10 protein-coding genes are annotated in these 11,285 nt (G+C 63.5%); 4 read left to right on the plus strand and 6 right to left on the minus strand.

All coding sequences use genetic code 11. From position 1 onward, the window contains the following. The 6 genes from dnaG to ABY403_RS07930 form a co-directional block, all read right to left on the minus strand. Positions 1-1,053: DNA primase (gene dnaG, locus ABY403_RS07905; RefSeq protein WP_372840227.1), on the minus strand; the 1,053-nt coding region annotated here is incomplete at its 3' end. A 39-nt stretch (positions 1,054-1,092) separates the two neighbouring features. Next, complete coding sequence (locus tag ABY403_RS07910) at positions 1,093-1,584, minus strand: sarcosine oxidase subunit gamma (RefSeq protein ID WP_372840228.1); 492 nt, start codon at positions 1,582-1,584, stop codon at positions 1,093-1,095. Beyond that, positions 1,577-4,477: a 2Fe-2S iron-sulfur cluster-binding protein gene (locus tag ABY403_RS07915; RefSeq protein WP_372840229.1), complete on the minus strand. Its 2,901-nt coding sequence runs from the start codon at positions 4,475-4,477 to the stop codon at positions 1,577-1,579. The genes ABY403_RS07910 and ABY403_RS07915 overlap by 8 nt, the downstream gene beginning before the upstream one ends. Beyond that, positions 4,474-4,725: a sarcosine oxidase subunit delta gene (locus ABY403_RS07920; protein WP_372840230.1), complete on the minus strand. Its 252-nt coding sequence runs from the start codon at positions 4,723-4,725 to the stop codon at positions 4,474-4,476. The genes ABY403_RS07915 and ABY403_RS07920 overlap by 4 nt, the downstream gene beginning before the upstream one ends. 9 nt (positions 4,726-4,734) lie before the next feature. Next, positions 4,735-5,985: a sarcosine oxidase subunit beta family protein gene (locus ABY403_RS07925; protein ID WP_372840232.1), complete on the minus strand. Its 1,251-nt coding sequence runs from the start codon at positions 5,983-5,985 to the stop codon at positions 4,735-4,737. A 97-nt stretch (positions 5,986-6,082) separates the two neighbouring features. After that, a complete protein-coding gene (locus ABY403_RS07930) occupies positions 6,083-7,510 on the minus strand; it encodes a Glu/Leu/Phe/Val dehydrogenase (protein ID WP_372840237.1) in 1,428 nt (475 codons plus the stop codon). Between the two features lie 391 nt (positions 7,511-7,901). Between ABY403_RS07930 and ABY403_RS07935 the strand changes: the two genes are divergently transcribed. The 4 genes from ABY403_RS07935 to ABY403_RS07950 form a co-directional block, all read left to right on the plus strand. Next, positions 7,902-9,563, plus strand: coding sequence for a hypothetical protein (locus ABY403_RS07935; RefSeq protein ID WP_372840233.1), 1,662 nt, complete (start codon positions 7,902-7,904; stop codon positions 9,561-9,563). Continuing rightward, complete coding sequence (locus ABY403_RS07940; RefSeq protein ID WP_372840234.1) at positions 9,563-10,114, plus strand: TadE/TadG family type IV pilus assembly protein; 552 nt, start codon at positions 9,563-9,565, stop codon at positions 10,112-10,114. Before ABY403_RS07935 ends, ABY403_RS07940 begins: the two co-directional genes overlap by 1 nt. Before the next feature lie 11 nt (positions 10,115-10,125). Beyond that, positions 10,126-10,677 carry a TadE/TadG family type IV pilus assembly protein gene (locus tag ABY403_RS07945; RefSeq protein ID WP_372840235.1) on the plus strand — a complete coding sequence of 184 codons (552 nt, stop codon included), beginning with the start codon at positions 10,126-10,128 and terminating at the stop codon, positions 10,675-10,677. 107 nt (positions 10,678-10,784) lie between these two features. Then, the coding region (locus tag ABY403_RS07950; RefSeq protein ID WP_372840236.1) for a pirin family protein at positions 10,785-11,285 on the plus strand (501 nt) is incomplete at its 3' end.

Raw genomic sequence — 11,285 nt, forward strand, 5'->3', positions numbered from 1 at the left:
ATCGTCGGGGTCTTGCCCGCCGGGCAATACGGCAAACCGCAGCCCCTGCCCCGCCTCTAGCAGCGGCAGCGCCAGATCGGCCAGACGCAGAGCGGCGTTGATGCCCGCCTTGTCACCATCGAGTGCGATCACCGGCTCTGGGTGAACGCGCCAAAGCATACGCAACTGCTCCTCGGTCACGGCAGTGCCAAGCGGGGCCACCGCCCCGGCAAAGCCCGCCTCGACCAGCGCGATCACGTCCATATAGCCTTCGGCCACGATCAGCGGCGCGCCCTTGGCACAGGCCTCGCGCGCGGGGCCGTGGTTGTAAAGGCTGCGCCCCTTGTCAAAAAGCGGGGTTTCGGGACTGTTGAGGTATTTTGCGCGCGCCGCAGGGTCCATCGCGCGGCCGCCAAGGCCGATGCAGCGGCCGCGCGCATCGCGAATTGGGTAGATGATCCGGTCACGGAAACGGTCGTAAGGCTCGCCACCGCCATCAGGGCGCGCGCAAAGCCCGGCCTCGACGATCAGATCGGCCGCGATACCCTTGCCGCGCAGCGCCTGAAAAAGCCCTTGCCGCTGGTCGGGTGCAAAGCCGATTTCAAACCTGTCTTGCGTGGCCTGCCCCAGCTTGCGCCGCGCGAGATATTCGCGCGCCGCTTGCCCCGCTTGCGTGCGCAATTGCAGCCGGTAGTGGCGCACTGCCTCTTCCATCACCTTGGCAAGTTCGGTGCGCTGGTCGGCAATGGCCGCCGCGCGCGGGTCGGCCGCGGGCACGGCCATACCCGCCTCGCGCGCCAAGACCTCGACCGCTTCCATGAAACCCATGTTCTCGGTCTCGCGCAGAAAGCTCAGCGCGTCGCCCTTGGCGTGGCAACCAAAGCAATAGTAATAGCCCTTGCGGTCATCGACATGAAAAGACGCGGTTTTTTCCTGATGAAACGGGCAAGGTGCCCAGAGATCGCCCTTGGCTTGGTTCGACTTGCGCTGATCCCATGTGACCTTGCGCCCGACCACCTTGCTGATCGAGACGCGGGCGCGCAATTCTTCAAGGAAACCGTGGGGCAGACTCATGCCGCCTATATTGGGCGCGCGCGCGCCCAAGTCCAGCGCTCAGCGGGCCTCAAGCGCGCGCATCGCCCCCAGCAGATCGTCAATCGCATGTGCCGCCATCGAGCGGGGTAGCCAGATTTCGAGCGCATCAGGTGCGGCTTCGGGGCGGTGGATGAGCACCGCAATATGGCCCAAGAGCGTGCGCGCAACAGAGCCGGCACGAAAATGCAGCGCCCGCAGGTCTGTCGGCACAAGGCGCGCCAGAACCGCCTCGGGCGCGGGGCCGGTAAGGTGAAGCACCGCCCAAGCATCGGTCGCATCGGTCTGCGGACTGGCCTCGGGTGCTGTGCCCGTGGCAAGCCAAAGCCCGTGCCCGGCCCAGAGCGTGATGCCACCGGGCCGCGCGGTGCTACGCCCCGGCGCGGGCAAGCCCTTGGTTTCAAAGGGCGCAAGCGCAGTAATTCGGGCGGGCTGCGCGGCGGCAAGCTGGTGCGCCCCGTGGCAGGCAGGCAACAAGGCGGCAAGCGGATCGGTCGCGATCAGGTCAGCCACGGGCGCGCCCTCCCTCTGTGTCGTAGGCGGTGGGGGCGGTGACTTTTACCAGTTGGTCGGTGCCGCGCAGCCCATCCCAAAGCCGCAACGTCTCGCCCAGCCGCGCGCGGCCATCGCGCAGCAGCGCCAGCGCCTGTGCATGCCCAAGTGTTGGCGACTGGCAGGCCGAGGTGACGTGGCCAAGATCATTTTCAGGATCAAGCGGCGCACCGGGCACAAAAAGATGGCCACCTGCCGCCAGAGTTGCGCCAACTGACACCGGGGTAAGGCCAACCAATTGTTTGCGCCCCGGTGCAACCAGCGCCGGACGCGTGGCCAGATCGGCCCCGATGAAGCCGCCAGAGGCACGCAGCATCCGACCAAGGCCAAGGTCATCGGCCGTTGCCCGCCCGTCGATTTCGGCATGGGTCAGAAAACCCTTTTCGATGCGCAAAACGTTCATCGCTTCAAGACCATAGGCACCGCCGCCCAGCGCCTCGGCAGCACGGATCAGCGCGCGAAACGCAGCATCGCCGTAGCGCGCGGGCAGAGCCAGCTCATAGCCAAGCTCGCCCGAATACGACAGCCGGAGCAGCCAGCCTTCGGCACCGCCCATGCCCACGCGCGCGGCGCGCATGAACGCCAGTTCGGGCAGCGCATCCAGCACCCCCGCCAACAGATCGCGCGCGCGCGGCCCGGCGATGGCGAATTGCGCCCAAGCCTCTGTCGCTTCGAAAATCCGCACGCGCAGATCGGGCCAATAGCCCTGCGCAGCTAGTTCCAGATGCCGCCGCATGGCGGGTTCGGACCCTGACGAGGTGAAAAGCCAAAAATGCTCCGCTGCCAGACGGGCCACCGGACCGTCTTCCATCAAATGCCCGTCCTCACGCAGCAGCAGGGAATAGCGCAACTGGCCGGGTTGCAGCGAATTGATCGTATTAGTGCAAATACGGGTCAGAAACTGGGCCGCATCAGGGCCCTGAATGTCGAATCTCGACAAGGTTGAAACATCGGCCACACCCACCGCGCCGCGCACATGGCCCACTTCGCGGGCGCAAGCCTCGGCCCAGCCCGCCTCGCCCGCGCGCAGAAAATGCGAGGCGCGCAGCCAAGGGCCAGCCTCGATCATCACCGCGCCGTGGTCGAGTGCGGCCTGATGCGCGGGCGGCAGGCGCACCGGTGCAAAGCCCTTGCCCGCGCCCCCGGCCCCCATCGCGGAAATCGACACCGGCACGAAAGGCGGGCGGGCTGTGGTGGTGCCTGCGTCGGCCAGCGCGCGCGCCGTGGCATCGGCCAGAACGGCCAGCGCGGTGCTGTTCGATCCGCGACCCTGATCGGGGGCCATGCCTTGGGTGGTGTAGCGCTTGGCGTGTTCGGGCGCGCCCATGCCTTCGGCGGCGGCAAGCACCAGATCCTTGACCGTCACATCATTTGCCAGATCGACAAAGGCGCGGCCGGGGGCGGCCACCTGCCAGAGCAGTTGCAGCGCGCCCGCTTCGGCCTCGGCCTCGGGCGGGTCGGGCGGCACGGGGGCAAGGCCAAGCGCGCGCGCGGCCTTGGCCCCGGCCGCAATCCCCGCCGCAAGCGCATCACGGGTGGAGCAGGCCCCCATGACCGCCCCCGCAAAGGCCATGTCTGAAACCGCATCCGGTGCCATGACAAAGCCGCCAACCACTTCATTCCAAACGGGTTTTGCGCCCAGATGGCAGGCAAGTTGCGTATTGGGGTTCCAACCGCCCGAAACCGCAAGGCAATCGGCCTCAAGCCATTCCACGCGGCCTGCGCCATCGCGCAGCGCAACGCGGCGAAGTGCTGTGCGACCCCGGGTGGCAACAACCTCTGCCCCGGCGCGCAAGGCATAATCGCCCTGCGCCACGGCATCGGCGCGCGGGTCCACCGCCACAACCTCTGCCCCCGCAGCGGCCAGATCGCGCGCGGTGCGATGCGCATCGTCGTTATTGGCAAAAAGCACCACACGCCGCCCCGCCTGCACGCCGTAGCGGTGCAGATAGCCGCGCACTGCGCCCGCAAGCATCACGCCGGGGCGGTCATTGCCGGGAAAGGCGATCAAACGTTCGATCGCGCCCGTCGCCAGCACGGACTGCGCCGCAGCGATGCGCCAGAAACACTCGCGCGGACGGTCGGGCGCGGGGGGGCCGGCCAGCCGTTCGACCGCGGCAAAGGTGCCGTGGTCGTACTGCCCGGTCACGGTGGTGCGCGGCAGCAGGCGGACATTTGGCCAACCCGCCAGCTCTTCCAGCACCTCGGCCACCCATTCGGCGGCGGGCTTGCCCGCCACTGCCTCGGCCTCATAAAGCAGCCGCCCGCCCATCGCCGCGCCTTCATCGGCCAAGATCACATCGGCCCCGGCGCGCGCGGCGGTCAGCGCCGCCATCAGCCCGGCAGGCCCCGCGCCGATCACCAGCAAGTCACAGAAAGAAAAGGCTTTTTCATCTGTGCCGCGGTCGGCCTTGCCCGACAGTGCGCCCAAACCTGCGGCGCGGCGAATGATTGGCTCATAAAGCCGAAACCAAGCGCGGCGCGGCCACATGAAGGTCTTGTAATAAAACCCCGCGCCCAGAAACGGCGCGGCGAGGTCGTTGACCCCCTGCACATCGAAGGCAAGCGAGGGCCAGGCGTTCTGGCTGAAAACCTCTAGCCCATCGTAAAGCTCAACCATCGTGGCGCGCTGGTTCGGCGTCTGCGCAGCGCCCTGCCCAAGCGTGACCAGCGCCGAAGGCTCTTCGGAGCCGAGCGAAAGCACACCGCGCGGGCGGTGGTATTTGAATGATCGCGCCATCAGCCGCTGGCCCGCGCGCAGCAAGGCCGAGGCCACCGTATCGCCTGCAAAACCCTGCACAGTGCGGCCATCAAAGCGAAAGGTGATTGGTTGGGCGCGGTCGATTCCGGTCATCGCGCGCCTCCGGCAAGGGTTAGCGGGGCCAGCGCATGTGTGCGCGTATCGCGACTGGCGCGCAGTAGGGCGCCGCACCCTGCTTCGTGCAACCAAAGCTCTTCCAAAGGCCCGGCGGGGTTATCGCGCAGGTGCAGCCAAGCCACGAAATCGCCCCCCGGCGCTGGCCTGTCGAGCAGGCTCGCCGCGCCGATCCAAGAGAACTCGCGCCGATCACGCGGACCGCAATTGGGGCAGATCAGGCGCATTGGCGCCCCCTAGTGCAGATGATGCGTGGCACCGGTGCCCTCCTCGTCGATCAGCGCGCCGGTGTTGAAACGGTCAAGCCGGAAGCGCGCGGCAATCGGGTGCGGCGCGCCGGTCGCGATCAGATGCGCGAAGGCCAGACCCGAGGCGGGGATGGCCTTGAAGCCGCCGTAGTTCCAACCTGTGTTGAGAAAAAGCCCCTCGATCGGACTGCGATCTATGATCGGGCTGCCATCGGGGGTCATGTCCATGATGCCGCCCCAGTTGCGCAGCACGCGCGCGCGGCCAATGGCGGGCATCAGGGTCATTGCCGCCTCCATCACATGCTCGGCCATCGGCAGGTTACCGCGCTGCGCATAAGAGGGGTAAAAGTCGATGTCGCCGCCAAAGACCAACCCGCCCTTGTCGGATTGGCTGATGTAGAAATGCCCCATGCCAAAGGAAATGACGTGGTGGACAAAGGGTTTTAACCCTTCGGTCACAAAGGCTTGCAGAACGTGGCTTTCGACCGGCAGGCGAAACCCGGCACGCCCGGCCAACTCGCCCGAGCGGCCTGCAACCGCCATGCCTACCCGGCCCGCACGGATGGCACCGCGCGTGGTTTGCACGCCGCTGATGCGCCCGTCGGCCAAGTCGAAGCCCGTCACCTCGCAGTTTTCGATGATGTCCACGCCGCGTGCATCGGCGGCGCGCGCATAGGCCCATGCCACCGCGTCATGGCGCACGGTGCCGCCGCGCGGGTGCAGCAGCGCGCCCTGCACCGGAAAGCGGGCCTGATCGTAATCGAGATAGGGCACCAGCGCGCGCAAAGCCTCGCGGTCCAGCAATTGCGCATCGTCGCCTTGGATCAGCATTGCGTTGCCGCGCCGCGCAAAGGCATCGCGCTGACCGTCGGAGTGAAACAGCATCAACAGCCCACGCGGGCTATACATCAGGTTGAAGTTGAGATCCTGCGCAAGGCTTTCCCACATTTTCAACGAGGTGGAATAAAACTCTTGGTTGCCGGGCATCATGTAGGTGGCGCGCACGATGGTCGTGTTGCGCCCGACGTTGCCAGAGCCGACCCAGCCCTTTTCCAGCACCGCGACACGGGCAAGCCCATGCTCGCGCGCAAGGTAATAGGCGGTGGCAAGCCCGTGCCCGCCGCCGCCGATGACAATGGCGTCATATTCGGCCGCGGGCGCTGCCTTGCGCCAGAACGGGCGCCAGCCCGCCCCGCCACGCAGCCCCTCGGCCAGCACTTTCAAGCCCGAATAGCGCATCTTGCCCTCCGCGCCGCATCAAGCCCGGGATTCGGCGCGAAGGCAATGCATCACTGACCGCGAAACCACGCATTACGCGAGGTTTTTTCCACCGCGCCTAGAGCCCTTTCGAGCGGTAGCTTTGCGCCACGCGGTCGATCGCCACGACATAGGCGGCCATGCGCAGATCGGTCACTTCGGGACGCGAGCGCCAGATTTCGCGCATCGACTGATAGGCCGTGCGCATCGTGTCATCGAGGCCCGAGCGCACCAGTTCCAGCTCATCCGACCCGGTGAGGTATTTGCCCTTGAAGTCTGGCGACAGGGTCCAACCAAGGCCCTTGTCTGCGGAAAGCCGTTCAAGCTCGTCAACCAGTGCCTTGGTGCGCGCCTCTTCGGCGCGCCGCTGCATACGCCCGAACCGGATGTGGCTGAGGTTCTTGACCCATTCGAAATAGGACACGGTTACCCCGCCCGCGTTGGCATACATGTCTGGAATGATCACGGTGCCCTTTTTGCGCAAGATCTCATCCGCGCCAGAGGTGATCGGGCCATTCGCCGCCTCGACGATCAGCGGCGCTTGCACCCGCGCGGCGTTGCCAAGGTGGATCACGCCTTCCATCGCCGCCGGAATGAGAATGTCACATTCGGCTTCGAGCAGGCTTGCGCCGTCGGCCACATAGCGGCCCGCGGGGCAATCCTTGATGCCGTCGTGCGCCGCCATCCATTCAAGCACGGCCTCGATATCAAGGCCCTTGTCGTTCCAAAGCCCGCCATCGCGTTCGATCACACCGACGATCTGCGCGCCATCCTCGGTGGCAAGGAACCGCGCGGCGTGGCTGCCGACGTTGCCAAGCCCCTGCACCACGACGCGCTTGCCCTGCAAGCTGCCGCTCAGTTTCGCCTCGGCCACGTCTTCGGGATGGCGGAAAAACTCGCGCAGCGCATATTGCACACCGCGCCCTGTCGCCTCGATCCGGCCATGGATGCCGCCCGAGTTCAGCGGCTTGCCGGTAACGCAGGCGCGAGCGTTGATGTCGGTGGTGTTCATGCGCGAGTATTGATCGACGATCCACGCCATTTCACGCTCGCCCGTGCCCATGTCGGGGGCGGGCACGTTTTGGGCGGGGTTTATCAGGTCGCGCTTGATAAGCTCGTAGGCGAAGCGGCGGGTGATCTGTTCCAGTTCAGGCTCGTCCCACGCGCGGGGGTCGATGCAAAGCCCACCTTTCGATCCGCCAAAGGGCGCCTCTACCAGCGCGCATTTGTAGGTCATCAGTGCCGCCAGCGCCTCGACCTCGTCCTGATGCACCGACAGCGCATAGCGGATGCCGCCCTTGACCGGTTCCATATGTTCCGAATGTACCGAGCGATAGCCGGTGAAGGTTTCGATCTTGCCGCGCAGGCGCACACCGAAGCGGACGGTATAGGTCGAGTTGCAGACCTTGATCTTTTTTATCAACCCCGGCTTGAGATCCATTACCGCGACGGCGCGGTCAAACATGATATCGACGGATTCGCGAAAGCTCGGTTCGGTCTTTTGCAGCATGGTTGCTCCTCTGCGTCTGCGCTGCGGCAATCGGCCCTATTCCTTGGCACCCGCCGCCCGGGCCGAGCCTAGGTGCAAACCTGCCGCGCCGCCATTGTAGATTTGCGCGAATCACCCCCTGCAAGCGACCAGTTCGACGTGTCCTACGCGCAATTTGACAGCAAGACGTTAGCGAATTGCGGCGAGATTCTGGCAAGCACCCTTTGCGCGGGAAACAAACCTTTGCAGCGCAGCGCACCGTATGCCGCGCGCGGACAATGCCCCCCGTTTGCGCCGCAACCTGCCTCAATTCTGCCGCGGTGGTGAGATTTATTATTAGTGATGAAGTCCGTCCCGGTTCGTGAAGAACCGCGGTTTTTGTGCTGCGGCACAAGTGTAGAGGTGTGTGATGCAACGTTTGATCTTGTCAGCCATGACGCGGCGCTCGGCATCATTTTTACGCGGGTTCACGAAGTCCGAAGAAGGTTCGCTGATCGTATTCGCGCTTTATCTGTTTGTCGGCATGTTGGTCGTCAGTGGCGTCGCCATCGAGATCATGCGCAATGAAGAACGGCGCGTGTTGATTCAAGGCGTATCGGACCGCGCGGCATTGGCCGCAGCCGACCTGAGCCAATCACTGACCCCTTCGGAAGTGGCGCGCGACTATTTTGCCAAATCCGGGCTTGGCGGGCTGAACATCACGCCAATCGTTGAACAGGGCGATTTCGGCGAATGGCGCAAGGTCTCGATCGACGTAAACAATACCTATCCGACGTTCCTTGCGCGGCTGGCCGGCCTGAATGAAATGACCGCAAAAGCGCAATCGCGCGCAATCGAGTCGATCGGCAAGGTCGAAATCTCGATGGTGCTGGATATTTCTGGCTCGATGAATGACAAGGTTTATGTCAACGGCTCCTACAAGGGCACGCGGATTTCGCTGTTGCGCACCGCAGCCGTGCAGTTTGTCGATACGATGTTCAAGAACGTGCAGCCCGCGGGCGCGCCCCCCGGGCGGCTTGGCATTTCGATCGTGCCCTACAACCAACAGGTCGTATTGGGCAGCACCCTTGCTGCGCGCTTCAACCTTTCGAACGACCATACGCAAAGCACCTGCGTAGACTTCTTTTCGGCATCCGATTTTGCGAGCCCCGCAGTCTCGCCGTCGCAATCTTTGCAGCGCGCGATGTATGGCGACAGCTTTGACTATCGCCAATGGGGTTTTTCGACCCAAACCTACTGGAGTTCTTCGAACGCCATCATCAACTGCCCTGAAAACAGCATGGCGGCAGTGCTGCCATTCGCCAACAAGCAATCCGTGCTGACCGACAAGATCAACTCGCTGACCGCAGGTGGCGACACGGCGATCGACATGGGTGCGAAATGGGGGCTGGCGCTACTGGATCCGGCTGCGCAACCGGTCGTCACATCGCTGGCCGCCAGCAATGTGATCAGCAGCGACATGGCCGGACGGCCCTTCGAATATACCGATCAGAACACCATGAAGGTGTTGCTGCTGATGACCGACGGGCAAAACACCCGGACCTTCTCGACCAAGGCTGCATATCGCAGTGGCTCGACCGGGCTGGTTTCGACGAAATCGACCACCGATTTGTCGACCGATTATCTTTATTATTACGTGCCGGGCATAACCAAGCCCTACTACAGCTTCAAATACAACAGGTGGTACAAGGAAAGCCAAATTACCAACGCCGACTTCCCCATCACCTTTGAAACGCTGTGGAACACCAAGAAATACACGCTGCAATACGCGCTAAACGCTTTTCTTGGCGTGCCGTATAACAATGCCTCGACGCTTTACAACCAGATGGCCGAACAATCAGAGTTTGACGACAAGGACACCAACCTTGCGGCAATCTGCACGGCAGCCAAGAACCGCGACCGCAACATCGTCATCTTTTCGCTGGCAGTGGATGCGCCCTCGGCAGGCCAGACCGTGCTGCGCAATTGCGCGACCGCCCCAGCCTATTTCTGGAGCGTGACGGCCTCCGAGCTTGATACCGCCTTCGCGGGAATTGCGTCTGCGATCAACTCTTTGCGGCTGACGAACTGATGCGTAGCACAATCGCCCATTTCATGGCTCGACCACGGCGATTCCTGCGCCGCGAAGATGGCAACGTAACGATTCCGACGGTGATGTTCATCCCGTTCTTCCTGATGGTCTTTGCCTCGTCGATCGAGCTTTCGACGCTATCGATCCGCCAATCGCTTCTGGATCGCGCGGTAGACGATACGGCGCGCATTCTGAAGCTTGGGATCGAGCCGCTGCCCGATCACACCACGCTGAAGCGGTCGATCTGCAACCGGATGGCGATTGCGCCCAACTGCATGAATGACCTCAAGGTCGAAGTGTTCGAGATCGACAAGACCACATGGACCACCGCACTCGCAGGGACATCCGTTGCCTGCGTCGATCGCACCGCAGAAGAACAAGAGGAATCGCTTCTTCAGCGCGGGGTTTCAGATCAGCTCATGCTGATGCGCGTCTGCCTCAAGGTTGACCCGATGATGCCGGGCGCGGGTGTCGGCGCGCAACTGGTGAAAGACCCGACAGGTGCGGTGTCGCTGGTTGTTGTCACCGCTTTCGTCAACGAACCGCGATGAGAGAGGGGCCGATGAGCATTCGCCAACACCTTCGCCGTCATCTCGCCTACTGGCGCGACGACTGTTCGGGCGCCACCGCCATCGAAGGCGCGCTGGCGGCGCTGATGCTGGTGTCGTGGTATGCGATGACCTACCAGTTCAGCGATGCCTTCCGCGTGAAAACCGCCAATATGAAGGGCGCCTTTACGGTGGCCGACGCGATTTCGCGGGAAAAATCACCGGTCAATGCGGCCTATATGGAAGGGCTGAACAAGCTGTTCGACTATGTGACGAACGCGCAGGGCGACAGCTGGATTCGCGTCACCTCGATCTATTGGGACGCCGATCTGAAGATGTTCCAGCGCGAGTGGTCTTATGCCACGCATGACATGCCGGCCCATACCAACAGCTCGATTGCACTTGAGGCAGACCGGATTCCGACGATGCCGGCGGGCGATACCGCGATCGTCGTGGAAACCTCTATGCGATATAACCCGATTTTCGGCATCGGCCTTGGCGCAGGATCACACCAGAACTTCATCGTCACCCGCCCGCGCGGGCCGCGCGTGGTCTGGGAAGACTGACCCCATTCTGATTGTGCATTCTGGCACATCGTCTGTGACGCCCGCTGCCTGTGCACAGGCGGCGGGCGCACCTATCTTCTGGGCACAAAACCGCAAGGAGGCCGCCCATGTCGATCCGCCCAGTGCTTGAAAACCGCCGCGCCCAGCCGACAGTCGAAGGCGCAGGTGTGAATCTGCACCGCGCTTTTGGGTTTTCTAACCCGACCGAACTTGACCCGTTTCTGCTGTTTGACGATTTTCGCGGCGAGCGGCCTTCGGACTTTGAGGCGGGTTTTCCCTGGCACCCGCACCGCGGCATCGAAACCATCACCTATGTCCTTGCAGGCACCGTCATGCATGGCGACAGCTTGGGCAACACGGGCAATCTTGGTGCGGGCGACGTGCAGTGGATGACCGCAGGGCGCGGGATTCTGCATCAGGAAATGCCCACTGGGAACGCCAAGGGGCAAATGCACGGTTTCCAGCTATGGGCGAACCTGCCCTCGGCGCTAAAAATGACCCAGCCGCGCTATCAAGATGTGAAAGGGGCCGACATTCCCGAGGTGATCGACGATGACGGCACACGCGTCAAGGTGATCGTCGGCGACTTCTGGGGTAAGCGCGGCCCG

The sequence above is a fragment of the Phaeovulum sp. genome, assembly GCF_041596715.1.
Taxonomy (GTDB): domain Bacteria; phylum Pseudomonadota; class Alphaproteobacteria; order Rhodobacterales; family Rhodobacteraceae; genus UBA6213.